The following is a 15,502-nucleotide window of genomic DNA, read 5'->3' on the forward strand; positions in this document are numbered from 1 at the left end:
GCTCGGCCTCGTGGCGGCGTGTGTGAAGGCCCGAAATGCCGGCCGCCTCTTCCAGAAGCGCGCGGCGCGCCTGCGGCTTTGCCTGGATCAGCTCGCCGATGCGGCCCTGCCCGACCATCGAAGGCGAGCGCGCGCCGGTAGACTGGTCGGCGAAAAGCAGCTGCACGTCCTTGGCGCGGGCTTCCTTGCCATTGATGCGGTAGAGCGAACCGGCCTCGCGCTCGATGCGGCGCGAAACCTGCAACTCGTCTGCGTCATTGAAAGCCGAAGGCGCGGTACGGTCGCTGTTGTCGAGGAAAAGCGTGACTTCAGCGGTGTTGCGGGCCGGACGCGTTCCGGAACCGGAAAAGATGACGTCGTCCATGCCGGACGCGCGCATGTTCTTGTACGAGCTTTCGCCCATCACCCAGCGTAAAGCCTCGACAAGGTTCGACTTGCCGCAGCCGTTCGGCCCGACGATGCCGGTCAGGCCGCGTTCGATGACGAACTCGCCGGGTTCGACGAAGGACTTGAACCCGAGCAGGCGAAGGCGCGAGAACTTCATTCGCGCCGCCCCATAGCCAAGTTCCGCAAAAGTGTTCCGCGGTTTTGCGAAGAGAATCCGCGGCACAGCAAAAAGCTGCGCAGCCCGAAGCGCAGCCGCTTCGGCGCTGCGGAAACGTCAGAGCAGAGGGTCGATGATGGCCGATATTTCCTCAATCGACAGCGCCCCCTTGTAGGTCTTTCCGTTGATAAAGAAGGTCGGCGTCGAGTCGACCTTGAATTCATCGGCGCCGCGCTTCTGGACCGACCTCACATCGTCCAGAAGTTTCTGGTCCGTCAAGCAGGCCTCGAAGGACTCCTGTGTAAAACCGGCCATCTTGGAGATTTGCAGCAGGGCATCCTTGGTATTGGCAACTCCTGCCCAGTTCGCCTGCTGCTTGAACAGAACGTCTACCATCGGGAAATAATTGTCCTTGGAGCAGCGCGCCAGCATGAAACCGGCCTCAGCGCTGGGGTCGAACGGAAATTCGCGCAGGATAAGGCGGGCCTTGCCGGTGTCGATATATTTCGTCTTCAGCTCCGGGAGGGTGGTTTCGTGGAAATGCGCGCAGTGCGGGCAGGTCATCGAGGCATATTCGACGATTGTGACTTTCGCGTCGTCCTTGCCCAGTTGCGCGTCGGGCAGCGCGCCTGGCTTCAGCAAGGCCGCCATGTCCACCGTGCCCTGGGCCTCAGGCGCCTTGACCGCGGCCGGCGTTGTCGGCTTCGCCGGATCGGCCGGCTTCATCGCATCGGCGGGAGCCGCATCCTGCGCGACGGCCTTCTCGCCCGAGTCGCTGCAGGCGGCGAGCAGAGCCACCGCCGGAATGGCGGCCAGCGACGACAGGAGGTTTCTGCGGGACAAAGGACGGGTCATACGAATCACCTGACAATGGTTGGATTTTGCAATGCAAAGGCTAGAAAAGGCGAGAGTTGGCGCGAATTAAGGCATCGCCGTCCCCATTCCAATCGCCAAACTTTGTGTGCGCGATCACGAAAGCGCGAGATTATACCTTCTTTTGACCGAGAATGGTGGCGCCGAGCCGCTCCAGCGAAGCACGCAGCCCGTCATCCTCGATCATTCCGACAGTGCCTGACAGCTTCACCTTCTCGGCCGCAGTCAGCGGCCGGAAGCTTGGTTTAGGCCGCCCCTTGTCCGCCGTCACCGGCTTTTGCACGATTCTGATCCGGCCGATAGCGTTGAAGCCGAGGAAGGCATTGACCCTGTTGATGATCTCGCCGGTTTCGTGCTGCAGATGGAGCGCGGCCATGCCTTCGCAGGCGATGACCAGCACCGCCGGCTCGAACGGATCGTCTTCATGCATGCGCCGCGGCCACTGGATCTTTTCAGGGCGCGAACGGCTGGCGAGCCGAGGCCCGGCAATCTCCTCCCAAGACTGCACGAGCCCGATCGACATGCCGGCCCGCTTGCGCAACACCGGATCGAGGATCTGGGTTGCGAGATCACTCACCGGAACGGGATTGCCGAAGGGCCTTTTCCCTGCCATGTGCGTTCTCCAGTCACGACCTTCACCAAGCATCGGCTAGGCCAGTCCTCGATCAATGGCACTGCACGACCAGACCCGCAAGACCGCATCCGGAGACAGCGGCAGAGCCGCGTCTAGAGACAGCAGCAAAGCTGCGTCCGACGATAGCAGCAAGGCTGCATCGGGGGAGAGCGCCGAGATCGCGTCCCGCCTGCTCGCCTGGTACGACGCGCATCACCGCGACTTGCCGTGGCGCATTGCGCCGCGCGAGCTGGCACGCGGGGTGCGTCCCGATCCCTACCGCATCTGGCTTTCCGAAGTCATGCTGCAGCAGACCACGGTGGAAGCGGTAAAATCGTATTTCCGGGCCTTTGTCCAGAAATGGCCGGATGTCGAGGCGTTGGCCGCTTCACCGACCGAAGATGTCATGAAGGCCTGGGCCGGGCTCGGCTACTATTCCCGCGCGCGCAATCTAAAGGCCTGCGCCGATCTCGTCGCACGGCAAGGCGGCAGGTTTCCGGATACGCAAGCTGCCTTGAGAGAGCTGCCCGGCATCGGCGCCTACACGGCGGCGGCGATCGCGGCGATCGCCTTCGACCAGCCAGCCGCGGTCGTCGACGGCAATGTCGAGCGTGTGGTTTCCCGGCTGTTCTCGATCGCTACGCCGCTAAGCGAAGCCAAGGCAGACATACGCGCCTATGTCGAGCGCATGGTTCCAGCGACCAGACCGGGCGATTTCGCCCAGGCGATGATGGATCTGGGCGCGACGATCTGCACGCCACGCCGGCCGCGCTGTATGCTGTGCCCGCTGCGAGACGATTGCAGCGCCACTGTCTCGGGCGACCCCGAGCATTTTCCGGTGCGCCTGCCGAAGGCGGAAAAGCCATTGCGGCGTGGCGCCGCCTTTGTCGCCGTCAGGGCCGACGGCGCCATTCTTTTGCGAAAACGTGTGGAAAAAGGCCTGCTCGGCGGCATGACCGAGGTGCCGACGACCGGCTGGACAGCACGGATTGACGGCGCCACCACGGATGCGGCAGCCCCCTTTCCCGGCGACTGGCGGCCCGCCGGGCGGATTGGCCACGTCTTTACCCATTTCGGGCTTGAACTCGACGTGTTCAAATCGGTGGCGGAAGGCGCTGCTCCGGCGGGGCATTTCTGGTCACTGGCCCATGAAATTTCCGGGGAAGCCTTACCCACTGTCATGAAAAAGGTAATCGAAGCGGCGATACCGGGCGCGACCAAAAAGCAGCGCCCGCATTGAATTGCATTGAATGAGGACAGAATGACTGAAATCCGCCACATCGTTTTCGACATCGGCAGAGTGCTGATCCACTATGACCCGAACCTTCCGTTCAGCCGTCTCATTCCGGATGCCGAGGAGAGAAAGTGGTTCTTCGACAATGTCTGCACGCATGACTGGAACATCGAGCAGGATCGAGGGCGGGCATGGGAGGAAGCCGAAGCCCTGCTGATCGCCGAACATCCCGACCATGCCGAAAACATCCGCAGCTTCCGCCGCCTCTGGCACGAGATGGTGCCGCACGCCTATGCGGACAGCGTTGAGATCATGGAGAAGCTGATCGACACCGGCCACGACGTCACCATGCTGACCAACTTCGCCTCCGATACGCTCGCCGAAGCCCGGCAGCGTTTCGACTTCCTCAACCGTCCGCGCGGGGTGACCATTTCGGGCGAGATCGGCCTGATCAAGCCTGATCGCGGCATCTACGATCATCACGTCGCCGCCTTCGGCCTCGAGCCCGCGGCCACGCTGTTCATCGACGACAGCCAGAAGAATGTCGAAGGTGCCAAGGCGGCTGGCTGGCAGTCCGTGCTGTTCACCGACGCCAAGACGCTCAAGGCGGACCTTAGAGAGCTGGGGATCAGAGTGTGATTTGAATCACTTCGACAGGCCGATCGATAATCCGCTTCAAGTTTGCGCGAGGATGTCCCCTCTTTCATCGTGACGGCTGTCAGCGTGACGGCTTGTTGGCCAGGAGCAGGATGTGTATATTTAGTCCAATTTATACACATCGAGCATCGTCATGCGAACCAACATCGAACTCGACGACAAACTAATCGCGGAGGCCATGGCCGCCTCCGGTCTCAAGACCAAAAAAGCGACGATTGAGGCCGCCTTGCGCATTCTGGTGCGCCGGCACCGGCAGGATATGGCTATCGCCGCACTTGCTGGCGCCGGTTGGGACGGCGATCTTGACACCATGCGGGAAGGCCGTTCGCCCGATCAGCATCGATGATCGTCGTCGACAGTTCCGTCTGGATCGCCCATCTCCGCAATACGGACAGCGTCTCGGTAGGTAAGCTCAGGCATCTCGACGAGACTCAGGAGATTCTGGTCGGAGACTTGATCCTGATGGAAGTGCTACAAGGCGCGCGCAACGAACCGCATGCCCAACTGATTGAGCGGAACCTTCGACAGTTCGCTATTGTGCCGATGCTGGATCCGGCGACGGCAGTCGAAGCTGCCCGAAACTACCGCTTGCTCCGGCAGCGGGGCATCACCATCCGCAAGACAATCGATATGATCATCGGCACATTCTGCATCCAGGGCGGACACGCGCTGTTGCATGACGACCGAGACTTCGACCCGATGGTTCTTTACCTCGGTCTGCAACTCGCTTGACGAAGACCCGACGACCGGACTGGCGGAACACTCGCGGCACTTCTCGGTCAAGAAAGCGCGATCCTGCTTCCTTCGGGAACGATGTGCAACGAGATCGCCATGGCGGTTATTGTCAGGCCCCTGCCCGCTCCATGCCGAGACGGGCGATGCGGCGAAGCTCGTCGATCGGGGTCAGGCCGCCGCTGCGCTCATAGTGCCAGAAGGTCCAGCCGTTGCAGGCGTCCAGCCCCTGCACTTCCGCGCCGATCTTGTGGATCGATCCGGCGCTGTCGCCGATCGCCACCGTGCCATCGGCGCGTACCCTGGCCGCCCAGCGCTTCTTGGCGTCATAAAGCGTGGCACCCGGCAACATCAGCCCGGTGTCGATGAGGCTGACGAAGGCAACCCGCGGCTCGGCGCGCTTGCCGGTAAGCACGGTAAGATCGGCGCCGCTCAGCGGCCGGACTGCATCGATGCGCTCGTTGGCGGCGTCGATATAGGCCTGCTCGCGCTCGATGCCGACGAAATGGCGGCCGAGGCGCTTGGCTACCGCGCCGGTGGTGCCGGAGCCAAAGAAGGGATCGAGGACGATATCGCCGGGCTTCGTCGAGGCCATCATGATGCGGGCGAGCAGCGCTTCGGGCTTCTGCGTCGGATGCAGCTTGTCGCCATTTTCGTTCTTCAGGCGCTCGCCGCCGGTGCAGATCGGAAACAGCCAGTCGGAACGCATCTGGATGTCGTCATTCGACGCCTTCAGCGCTTCGTAGTTGAAGGTATAACCCTTGCCCTTCTGATCGCGCGAGGCCCAGATCATCGTCTCATGGGCGTTCTGGAAGCGACGGCCGCGGAAATTCGGCATCGGATTGGTCTTGCGCCAGACGACATCATTGAGGATCCAGAACCCCAGATCCTGCATCTTGGCGCCGACCCTGAAAATGTTGTGGTAGGAGCCGATGACCCAGATGGTGCCGTTGGGTTTCAGCACGCGGCGCGCCGCCAGCAGCCAGGCGCGGGTGAAGGCATCGTAGACCTCAAAACTCGCGAACTGATCCCAGTCGTCGTCGACGGCATCCACCTTGGACTGGTCGGGCCGGTGCAGATCGCCATCGAGCTGCAGATTGTAGGGCGGATCGGCAAAGATCACGTCGATGGACTTTTCGGGCAGCCGGTCGAGCGCGGCGACGCAATCGCCCTTCAGGATCGTATCCAGCCATTCGGATTGCTGGGGAGCATGGGAAAGGTCGTCGAGAAGACGCACGGCAGACATTGTGACACCCAAAGCACGCGTTACTGTTTACTCCCTGTTATGGTTACCGATCAGCGTAAATATTCGGTGAAGGCTGAGGGTTTCGACCACAGGTAATTTGCGAAGGCCGGCCTGTTGGTGTATGCCGCGCCGCCTGAGCGTCTCAGCCTCCTCCCTCCCGCTTTCCGGATCGCCAATGCCCCAGCCAGACCTTGTCATCTTCGATTGCGACGGCGTGCTCGTCGATTCCGAAATCATCGCCGCGCGCATCGAAGCCGAGCTTTTGACATCGGCCGGTTACGAGATATCGGCCGAGGAGATTTCCGAAACCTATGCCGGGCTGACCTTCAAGGACATCATGATGCGGGTCGAGGAGAAGTCCCGCATCCCATTCCAAGCCTCGTTGATCGATCGCGCCGAAGACCTGGTCGACCGCAGGCTGCGCAGCGATGTGCGCGCCATCGACGGGGTGCACGAGGCGGTCGCCGCGGTGACTGCGCCGCGCTGCATCTGCTCGAATTCTCGCTCCGAGCGGATCGAATTCATGCTGGAGAAGGTGCATCTGCTGCCGTTTTTCAACGGCCGGATTTTTTCCTCTCTGGAAACACCGAGCGGAAAGTCCAAGCCTGCCCCAGACGTGTTTCTCTTTGCCGCGGCAAAGCTCAAGGCCGATCCGGCCAACACCTTCGTCATCGAGGATTCCGTGCATGGCGTGACCGGCGCCAGGGCAGCCGGCATGCGCGTTATCGGCTTTACCGGCGCGGCGCACAGCTATCCCGGGCATGCCGACGCGCTGACCGAGGCCGGCGCCGAAACGGTCATCCGCCGCTGGGCAGAACTGAAAAGCGTGATCGCCGCCCTGTCGGAATGGTCGGATGCGTGATGCATACGCCTCCGACCGGAGGCGGCCCTAATGCCGCCGCTATTCGGCTGCGGCAATCTTCTTGTCGGTCTTCTTCGCCGGGCCTTCGTCATAGCCGGCGAACGCCTGATAGTCCTGCGCAGTGGGCTCGGGAACGACGACGTTCGAATCGGTGAAGACGAACTGGGTGGCACTCGAGGGATTGGTAACCTGGACCTGATGTTGATGAAGCTGCGAGTAAAGCACCTCGGTGCCATGCATCACTGCGATACGGATCGGCATTGTGATCGTGCCCGGGCTGAACATCGGTCCCGGAACGACCTTGCCGGCGACGGCGATCTTCATCGTCAGCGAGCCGTTGGCACGGTTGCAGTCGCGGGTCACATCGGTGATCGAGGCCTGATAGATGACCTTCGCCGAATCGTCCTGCTGATCGCTGCTCGCGTCGAGCGCAGCAGCCTCGGCGTCCTGAGCGGCGGCTTTTTTCTTGGGCTTCTGGTTGCCCTTGGCATAGGTGTTGAAGAAAGCGGTGCCGTCGCGCAGCGTCACTTTCGGACAATAGGCCAGCAGTTGGCTGGAAAGAACCTTCGGGTCCGGAGGTGGTGGCGGTGTCGAGTCCTTTTTTCCGAAGCCCAGAATGCTACTGCCGCCTGATTGGCAGCCGGCGGCGGTAAGCATAAAGCCAGCGAGGGCCAGACCCGCGACAAAACGACCGTTGAATGAATGAAACGCCATGAACTGCACTTCCCTCTCGCAAAGCGGGTGACGTATATCAACCGCGCGGCAAAAATGCGACTGAGCAAGCGCGGAAATTAACCACTTTGCCGCGGATGAAGCCGCCCGGCAGCAATGGACATGTAACGATGCAATATGTGAGTACCCGCGGGGAAGCGCCCGTGCTTGGATTTTCCGACGCGGTGCTGGTGGGTCTGGCACGCGATGGCGGACTTTATGTGCCTGATGCCTGGCCGCAGTTTTCGGCGGCAGAGATCCGCGCCATGCGCGGCCTTGCCTATCCCGACCTCGCCATCCGCGTGCTGTCGCCGTTTCTCGGCGACGAGATCGCGATGCCGGTGTTCGAACGCCTGGTGCGTGAAGCCTATGCGACCTTTCGCCACGAGGCGGTCTGCCCGCTGGTGCAAACCGGCTCGAACATGTTCGTTCTGGAACTCTTCCACGGCCCGACACTTGCCTTCAAGGACGTCGCCATGCAGCTTCTCGCCCGGCTGATGGACCATGTGCTTGCCGAACGCGACCAGCGCGCCACCATTGTCGGCGCCACATCAGGCGATACCGGCGGGGCTGCCATCGATGCCTTCGCCGGGCGCAATCGGACCGACATCTTCGTTCTTTTCCCGCACGGCCGGGTCTCGCCGGTGCAGCAGCGGCAGATGACGACGTCCACCGCGGCAAATGTCCATGCACTGGCGGTCGAAGGCAATTTCGACGACTGCCAAGGCCTGGTGAAGGACATGTTCAACGATCACGGTTTTCGCGACCGGGTGTCGCTGTCGGGCGTCAATTCGATCAACTGGGCCCGCATCATGGCCCAGATCGTCTATTATTTCTCATCGGCGCTGTCGCTCGGCGCGCCCGACCGGCCGGTTTCCTTCACGGTGCCGACCGGCAATTTCGGCGACATCTTCGCCGGCTACGCCGCCAAGAAGATGGGGCTGCCGATCGAGCGGCTTATCATCGCGACCAATGACAACGACATTCTGGCGCGCACGCTGTCGAGCGGCGAGTACCGCACGAAAGGCGTCTTTTCGACCACGTCGCCGTCGATGGACATCCAGGTCTCGTCGAATTTCGAGCGCCTGCTGTTCGAGGCGGCCGGTCGCGATGCCTCGACCGTGCGGCGCTACATGAGCGGCCTCAAGCAGTCCGGCGCCTTCGCCATCGAAGCGGGCGAGATCGCCAGGATCCGCTCCGAATTCGATGCTGGCCGTTCGACGATGGACGAAGTCGCCGCCACGATCCGCTCGACGCTCGACGCCAGTGATTATTTGCTCGACCCGCACACGGCCGCGGCCATGCATGTTGCGGGTGCGAAGGCCACCAAGGCCGTGCCCATGGTGGTGCTCGGCACCGCCCATCCGGCAAAATTCCCGGCTGCCGTCGAAGCCGCCAGCGGCGTGTCGCCTGCCCTGCCCGCGTGGCTAGGCGGGTTGATGACATCAGAGGAAAAATACACGGTACTTCCATCCGACCTGAAAATGGTGGAAGATTATGTTAGCCGTCACACGCGGGCGGCAAGTTAGGGAGTATTAGCTATATGGGTGTTGAGGTAAGCCGTCTGTCGAACGGCCTGACAGTCGCCACCGAAACCCTTCCAAGCCTCGAATCCGTCGCTCTTGGTGCCTGGGTCAAATCAGGCGCCCGCAACGAGCGTAACGAAGAGCACGGAATGGCCCACCTGCTTGAACACATGGCGTTCAAGGGAACCAGAAGGCGCAGCGCCTTCGAGATCGCCTCGGAAATCGAGGATGTCGGCGGCGAGATCAATGCCGCCACCAGTGTCGAGACCACATCCTATTATGCCAGGGTGCTGAGCGACGACGTGCCCCTGGCCGTCGATATCCTCTCCGATATCCTGCAGGAATCCGAGTTCGACCCGCAGGAGCTAGAGCGCGAGCAGCATGTGATCCTGCAAGAGATCGGCGCCGCTCACGACACGCCCGACGACATCGTCTTCGACCGTTTCACCGAGACGGCCTTCCGCCACCAGACGATCGGCCGTTCCATCCTCGGCACGCCGGAAACCGTCAAATCGTTCACCTCGAAGCAACTGCACAAATTCATCGAACGGCAATATGGCGCCGAACGCATGGTGGTCGTCGCCGCCGGCGACATCAAGCACGACAATTTCGTGCGTGAGGTCGAGAAGCATCTCGGCGGCTTCCGCAGCAAGTCCGACAACACGATGCCTCAATATGCGCAATATGTCGGCGGCGATTTCCGCGAGGACCGCGACCTGATGGACGCGCAGATCGTGCTGGGTTTCGAGGGCCGCGCCTATCATGTGCGTGACTTCTACGCCTCGCAGGTCCTGTCGATGATCCTTGGCGGCGGCATGTCGTCGCGCCTTTTCCAGGAAGTCCGCGAAAAACGCGGGCTGTGCTATTCGGTCTATGCCTTCCACTGGGGTTTTTCTGACACCGGCATATTCGGCGTCCATGCCGCGACCGGGCAGAGCGACATCGCCGAATTGGTGCCGGTGGTCATCGACGAGTTGCAGAAGGCCGGCGAGAACATCCTGCAGGAGGAACTCGACCGGGCACGCGCCCAGTACCGCGCAGGCCTGATCATGTCCGCCGAGAGCCCGGCCAGCCGCGCCTCGCAGATCGCCCGGCAAATGCTTCTGTTCGGCCGGCCGATCGCCAAGGAAGAGCTGATGGAACGGCTGTCGGCGCTGACGGTCGAGCGGTTGACGGACCTGTCGTCACGGCTGTTTTCGACCAAGCCGACGCTGACTGCCGTCGGACCGGTGGGCACGCTCGCTCCCTATGAGGCGGTCCTTGAGTCGCTTTCGGGCACGCAGACCACGGCCCGAAAGCTCGCCGGCTAAGTCCATCAAAGCGTCATGTTCGCGCTCCCTTTCTTTCGCCGTGACCTGCCGGCACTGAAGGGCGATCGCGTCACGCTGCGCGTGCCGCTGACCAACGACTATCGCGAATGGTCGGTGCTGCGCGGGGAAAGCCGCCGCTTCCTGGAGCCGTGGGAGCCGCGGTGGAACCCCGACGAGCTCGACCGCACGGCCTGGCGGCATCGCCTCAGCCGTTACCGCGAAGATTACGCGCAGGGAACGGCCATAGCCTTCTTCATCTTCGACAAAAGCAGCGGCAAGCTTGTCGGCGGAATCACCCTCGGCAACATCCGCCACGGCGTCGCGCAAAGCGGCCATATCGGCTACTGGATCGGCGAGCGCTACAGCGGCCGCGGTCTGATGACCGACGCGGTCAAGGTGGTGACGCGCTTCGCCTTCGATACGCTGAGGTTGCACCGGATCGAAGCTGCCTGTATTCCCGACAACGCTCGGTCGATCCGCGTGCTTGAAAAAGCCGGATTCCGGCGCGAAGGACTTCTGCGATCCTATCTCAGGATCAATGGCATCTGGCAGGACCATTACCTCTACGCCCGGATCGAGGACGATCTGCCCGGCGCGGGAACGAAGGACTGATTTTTGACGAATTTCCTGCGAATCGGGTCGCTGTTCGCCTTTGTCCTGACGGCAATCGTCACGCTCTGCGCGGCGTCCTCGGCCTTCGCCGTCGAACCGATCAAGATCGCCCGCGACGACGTGGCGCTCGACCTTTCGGGCGCGGTCGAAATCTACCGCAACCAGGGCGAGAACTTCCAGGTGTCGACCGCGCCGGGACCGGACGGCATCGTGCGGCGCATCGAGGTCGAGGCCAATGATGCGCGCTCGACCGGCGACTGGGCGGTGTTCGCGCTAGCCAACACCACCGACCAGCAGCTCGACAGGCTGATCGTCGCACCGCATTTCCGGCTGGTGAATTCCGGCATCTTCTGGCCGGATCTCGGCTCGACCCGCATTGCCGCGATCACGCCCAGCGAGGGCTTCGCGCTCGACCGCCAGACCAGCCCCGACGCCGATGTGTTCCGGGTGACGCTGAATCCCGGAACGGTGATCACCTTCATTGCCGAACTTGCCTCGCCCAAACTGCCGCAGGTCTATCTGTGGGATCCGGAATCCTACAAGGACTCGGTCAATTCCTACACGCTGTTTCGCGGCATCGTCATCGGCATCGCCGGCCTTCTGGCGTTGTTCCTGACCATCCTTTTCGTCGTCAAGGGAACCTCGATGTTCCCGGCTACCGCCGCACTCGCCTGGGCGGTGCTCGCCTATATCTGCATCGATTTCGGCTTTCTCAACAAGGTCCTGGAAATATCGCCCGGCAACGAGCAGATGTGGCGAGCCGGAACGGAGGTGGCGCTTGCGGCGACCTTCGTGGTGTTCCTGTTCGCCTACCTCAACCTCAACCGATGGCACGGCCATTTCAGCTACGGCGCGTTGGTCTGGATTCTTGGGCTGGTGCTGATCGCGGGTGTGGCCATCGTCGATCCGGCGGTCGCCGCCGGCATCGCCAGGCTGTCCTTCGCCGCCACCGCCCTGACCGGCCTCGGCCTGATCATTTTCCTCGGCATACGCGGCTACGACCGTGCCATCATGCTGGTGCCCAGTTGGGTCATGGTCTTGTTGTGGTTATGCGGGTCGTGGATGGCGATCACCGGCATGCTCGACAACGACATTGCCCAGCCGGCGCTGGGCGGCGGGCTGATCCTCATCATCCTGCTGATCGGCTTCACCGTCATGCAGCACGCCTTTGCCGGCGGCGTGCTGCATCAGGGCCTGTTCTCCGATCTCGAGCGGCAGGCGCTGGCCGTCGCCGGATCGGGCGACACGGTTTGGGACTGGGACGTGATGCGCGACCGCGTCGTCACCAAGCCGGATGTCAGCATCCAGCTTGGCCTAGCGCCCGACAGTCTGGGTGGGGCCGCCCGCAACTGGCTGCCGGTGCTGCATGCCGACGATCGTGACACGTTCCGCACCACGCTCGACGTGGTGCTCGAACACCGGCGCGGCCGGGTGTCGCAGAACTTCCGCCTGCGCGGAGCCGACGGGCACTATCACTGGTTTTCGCTACGCGCCCGGCCGGTGATCGGATCGGACGGCGAGGTCATCCGCTGCGTCGGCACCATGGTCGACGTGACGGAGCAGAAGAAGTCCGAGGAGCGGCTGCTGCACGATGCCGTGCATGACAATCTGACCGGCCTGCCGAACCGGGAATTGCTGATGAACCGGCTGGAGGCGATTATCTCGATCGCGCGCACGGAAGAGAAGGTGCGTCCGACCGTCTTCGTCATCGACATCGACCGGTTCAAGCAGGTCAATGACGGGCTCGGCATCTCGGCCGGCGATACAATCCTGCTCACCATTGCGCGCCGGCTGCACCGGTTGCTCAAGCCGAAGGATTCGCTGTCGCGCTTTGCCGGCGACCAGTTCGCGCTGATGCTGCTTTCCGAACAGGACCCGGCCCGCATCGCGGCGGTCGCCGACGCCATAAAGCATGCGATCAACAATCCGATCACCTTTGCCAAGCGCGAGATCGTGCTGACCGCCTCGATCGGGCTGGTCACCTGGACCTCGTCGCAGAGTTCGGCCGAGGACATGGTCAAGGACGCCGAGCTTGCCATGCACCAGGCCAAGCGTTTCGGCGGCGACAGGATCGAGCCGTTCCGCCCCGCCTTCCGGACCGTCGGCACCGACCGGCTGCAGTTCGAGTCCGACCTGCGCCGCGCCATCGAACGGCGCGAATTCACACTCGCCTACCAGCCCATCGTGCGGCTCGAAGACGGCAGCGTTGCCGGCTTCGAGGCGCTTTTGCGCTGGGACCATCCGCGCCGAGGCATGATCCCGCCGGGCGATTTCATCCCGGTCGCCGAGAGCTGCGGCCTGATCGTGCAGCTTGGCCTTTTTGCCATGCAACAGGCCGCCGAAGATCTGGCGGGATGGCAAAAGCAGATCGGCGATGCGCCGTTGTCGGTTTCGGTCAACTTGTCCAGCCGTCAGCTCATCCGCCGCGATCTGGTCAGCGACGTCCGCTCGGTGATCGCGCGAGCCAATCTAAAGCCGCGCTGCTTCCGGCTCGAACTCACCGAATCGCTGGTGATGGACAATCCCGAGCAGACAGCCCATGTGCTGAACAAGCTGAAGAAGCTTGGTATCGGCCTGTCGCTGGACGATTTCGGCACCGGCTACTCATCGCTAGCCTATCTGACGCGCTTCCCCTTCGACACGATCAAAATCGACAAGAGCTTCGTCGACGACTCGACACCGAAGCGCGCGGTGCTGCTCAAATCCATGGTCAACATGGCGCATGAACTCGGCCTTTCGGTCGTGGCCGAAGGGATTTCGGACGAAAGCGATGCGCTCGAACTGCGGCAGATGGGCTGCGAATATGTGCAGAGCTTCATGTTCGGCGCACCGATGCCCGGCGATCAGGTGCTGAAGACGCTGAAGGAACAGTATCCGCTGACTCAGGCTTGATTTTTGCGCATGTCGTTGTCCCAAATCCGCTGAGCATCTTTTGGGCGACATGCGTACCCGCTTGGAATGGCAGAGAACGACCCTTCCTAACCAGAGCGGCCTTATGCCGGCCGCTTCCCGGCGCTCGGAGGTTGCAAGTCAACCCTTCTGGTCCGCAGTATCGAAAACTTTAACTCCCGACCCGTGGCGTGGCTCTACCAATGTTGGAAGCCTGAATTAACGGCGGCGATAGAGATAGCTCTCGGAAAGACCGAGGCGACGGCATGACTGGACGGCTGGTGATGAGGGGAGCACGATGCTCTCGCAGATTGCAGCCGTCATCTTCACAAAAGCACGCTCCCACGGCTTCAGGGTCCAGCGGTCGCCGAGCGCCAACCGCTCGCGGACCCAGCGGGGTAGGATCTCGACTGCCGCCTTCAGAAATGGCCGCTGAAGCGGTCGAGCCACTCCCGGCAAGGCGGGAACTTCTTCCATGATCTCCAGGAATTCCAAGATGATCGGCGACGCGACTAGTCTTTGCCTCATCACGTCGAACAGCGCGTAAAGCTCGGCCTGAGACGTGGGCGCGTCAACCGCACCATAGAGAAGCGCGACGGGGCGAGCCTCAGCAAACATCGCGTCCCGTTCGAAAAAATGCAGACGATGCACATAGACGTGATACGCCTCCATGAAACCAAACCCGGCCGTCGCTTGCACCCAATCCAGCAACTCCGGGTCGGTGGCGTGGTATGGCTCGCCTTCGCTGGTTCGACCTGAAACGCGCCCATGCATCCTGACCACACCTTCAATCATGGCCGTAGCCTTGGTTCGGGGGGCGTAGACCGTGACCAAGGCAGCGAGGCCTGTACGCTGCAATCGTCGGAGCGCGTGGGAGCGGAATGTGCTGTGCTGCCAAATGGCGTCGCGAACCCGCGGCTCTGCCAATTCGAGCAGCACCGCCGTAACCCCGCCGATGAACAGCGCAACAGGGTTCTTGAAAATACGCCAGGACACGGAGGTGGGCGGTAACAGCGCCGGCTCGCCTTCCGGGGTCGAGAAGTCCATCTGATATCCGAGCCGCTGGCGCATGAACGACTGCGCAAGAGTATCCACACGACGCTCAAGCGGGCGAGGCAGAGGAATGATGCCCGAGCTGCCAAACATGGTCCGCCTCAGACTCCTGGGAGCAACAAGCGTTAGAACTGCGGCTAGCGGATGCAGCACGAACGTCTTGGGTCTTCCGTCGTTCCAAATGATCAGCCTGGCGCGCTGCGCATGACTCTCCAGAACGCCGGGCCCGGATGGTCATCACGAGCCCGGTCGTGCTGGCCTTATTGGGTCAGATCGAGCGCCGGCACGATTCTGTGATAGGGCAGTCCTGCATCGTCGTTTAGACGCTTCACGTCGGTATTGGAGACAGCGTCAAACAGGCACATGCAGCGCCCGTCCTCCGGTGCGAAGGTCGAGCGCAGATACCTGATGTCGGTGCCGTTGGACGTCATCTCAGCGGCCTTGCTGATCGCCGCCTTCTGTGCATCTCCCAGAGCTTCCATGCTGATGCCTTTGAGGTCCCGTTCCACCATATAGACGGTCATTTCCAGATCTCCTCCTAGTTCAGTGACTACAGGAGTTGAATGCAATGGCGGGCGAAAGAAAACGACATTTTTTCTATCGATCGATAGCCGACAGTTATCGATGAAGGGGCTATAAT

The 15,502-nt window shown here is 62.0% G+C and carries 16 protein-coding genes; 9 read left to right on the plus strand and 7 right to left on the minus strand.

The window, feature by feature from the left end; all coding sequences use genetic code 11:
- The 3 genes from EOC93_RS28075 to EOC93_RS28085 all read right to left on the minus strand — a co-directional run.
- Positions 1–544, minus strand: a 544-nt coding sequence (locus EOC93_RS28075; protein ID WP_164759302.1) for an AAA family ATPase, incomplete at its 3' end; no start/stop codon positions are given.
- 117 nt (positions 545–661) lie between these two features.
- On the minus strand, positions 662–1,399 hold the full coding sequence (locus tag EOC93_RS28080; RefSeq protein WP_127206235.1) for a DsbA family protein: 738 nt from the start codon (positions 1,397–1,399) through the stop codon (positions 662–664).
- Between the two features lie 130 nt (positions 1,400–1,529).
- Positions 1,530–2,030 carry a DUF721 domain-containing protein gene (locus tag EOC93_RS28085; RefSeq protein WP_095486155.1) on the minus strand — a complete coding sequence of 167 codons (501 nt, stop codon included), beginning with the start codon at positions 2,028–2,030 and terminating at the stop codon, positions 1,530–1,532.
- 55 nt (positions 2,031–2,085) lie between these two features.
- On the opposite strand from EOC93_RS28085, the gene mutY reads away from it, so the two are divergent.
- From mutY to EOC93_RS28105, 4 genes are all read left to right on the plus strand, one after another.
- Entirely contained in the window at positions 2,086–3,270 is a 1,185-nt protein-coding gene (gene mutY / locus EOC93_RS28090) for an A/G-specific adenine glycosylase (RefSeq protein ID WP_127206236.1), read from the plus strand.
- Between the two features lie 21 nt (positions 3,271–3,291).
- Positions 3,292–3,903: an HAD family phosphatase gene (locus EOC93_RS28095; protein WP_095486157.1), complete on the plus strand. Its 612-nt coding sequence runs from the start codon at positions 3,292–3,294 to the stop codon at positions 3,901–3,903.
- Between the two features lie 151 nt (positions 3,904–4,054).
- Entirely contained in the window at positions 4,055–4,267 is a 213-nt protein-coding gene (locus EOC93_RS28100) for a type II toxin-antitoxin system VapB family antitoxin (protein WP_127206237.1), read from the plus strand.
- A complete protein-coding gene (locus EOC93_RS28105) occupies positions 4,264–4,653 on the plus strand; it encodes a PIN domain nuclease (RefSeq protein WP_127206238.1) in 390 nt (129 codons plus the stop codon). Before EOC93_RS28100 ends, EOC93_RS28105 begins: the two co-directional genes overlap by 4 nt.
- A gap of 112 nt (positions 4,654–4,765) precedes the next feature.
- On the opposite strand, the gene EOC93_RS28110 is transcribed toward EOC93_RS28105, so the two are convergent.
- Entirely contained in the window at positions 4,766–5,899 is a 1,134-nt protein-coding gene (locus tag EOC93_RS28110; RefSeq protein ID WP_127206239.1) for a site-specific DNA-methyltransferase, read from the minus strand.
- A gap of 175 nt (positions 5,900–6,074) precedes the next feature.
- Between EOC93_RS28110 and EOC93_RS28115 the strand changes: the two genes are divergently transcribed.
- On the plus strand, positions 6,075–6,761 hold the full coding sequence (locus tag EOC93_RS28115; RefSeq protein ID WP_095486159.1) for an HAD family phosphatase: 687 nt from the start codon (positions 6,075–6,077) through the stop codon (positions 6,759–6,761).
- 39 nt (positions 6,762–6,800) lie between these two features.
- On the opposite strand, the gene EOC93_RS28120 is transcribed toward EOC93_RS28115, so the two are convergent.
- On the minus strand, positions 6,801–7,475 hold the full coding sequence (locus EOC93_RS28120; protein WP_127206240.1) for a hypothetical protein: 675 nt from the start codon (positions 7,473–7,475) through the stop codon (positions 6,801–6,803).
- 128 nt (positions 7,476–7,603) lie between these two features.
- Here EOC93_RS28120 and thrC point away from each other — a divergent pair, with 128 nt between their 5' ends.
- From thrC to EOC93_RS28140, 4 genes are read left to right on the plus strand one after another with little or no spacing between them, the layout of a single operon-like run.
- Positions 7,604–9,001: a threonine synthase gene (gene thrC, locus EOC93_RS28125; protein WP_127206241.1), complete on the plus strand. Its 1,398-nt coding sequence runs from the start codon at positions 7,604–7,606 to the stop codon at positions 8,999–9,001.
- A gap of 14 nt (positions 9,002–9,015) precedes the next feature.
- Positions 9,016–10,308 carry a pitrilysin family protein gene (locus EOC93_RS28130; protein WP_126103224.1) on the plus strand — a complete coding sequence of 431 codons (1,293 nt, stop codon included), beginning with the start codon at positions 9,016–9,018 and terminating at the stop codon, positions 10,306–10,308.
- 15 nt (positions 10,309–10,323) lie between these two features.
- Positions 10,324–10,920, plus strand: a complete 597-nt coding sequence (locus tag EOC93_RS28135) for a GNAT family protein (RefSeq protein WP_127206242.1) — start codon at positions 10,324–10,326, stop codon at positions 10,918–10,920.
- 3 nt (positions 10,921–10,923) lie between these two features.
- On the plus strand, positions 10,924–13,812 hold the full coding sequence (locus EOC93_RS28140) for an EAL domain-containing protein (RefSeq protein ID WP_127206243.1): 2,889 nt from the start codon (positions 10,924–10,926) through the stop codon (positions 13,810–13,812).
- 216 nt (positions 13,813–14,028) lie between these two features.
- Here the strand turns inward: EOC93_RS28140 and EOC93_RS28145 are convergent, their stop codons facing one another.
- Together EOC93_RS28145 and EOC93_RS28150 are read right to left on the minus strand one after the other, a co-directional pair.
- Positions 14,029–14,955 (minus strand): oxygenase MpaB family protein, encoded by a 927-nt coding sequence (locus EOC93_RS28145; RefSeq protein ID WP_127206244.1) that lies wholly within the window; start codon positions 14,953–14,955, stop codon positions 14,029–14,031.
- Positions 14,956–15,122: 167 nt separating this feature from the next.
- Positions 15,123–15,502 (minus strand): DUF4242 domain-containing protein (locus tag EOC93_RS28150; RefSeq protein WP_245461563.1); only part of this gene is annotated, 380 nt, incomplete at its 5' end.

It is taken from the genome of Mesorhizobium sp. M6A.T.Ce.TU.002.03.1.1, assembly GCF_003997275.1.
Classification (GTDB): Bacteria; Pseudomonadota; Alphaproteobacteria; order Rhizobiales; family Rhizobiaceae; genus Mesorhizobium; species Mesorhizobium mediterraneum.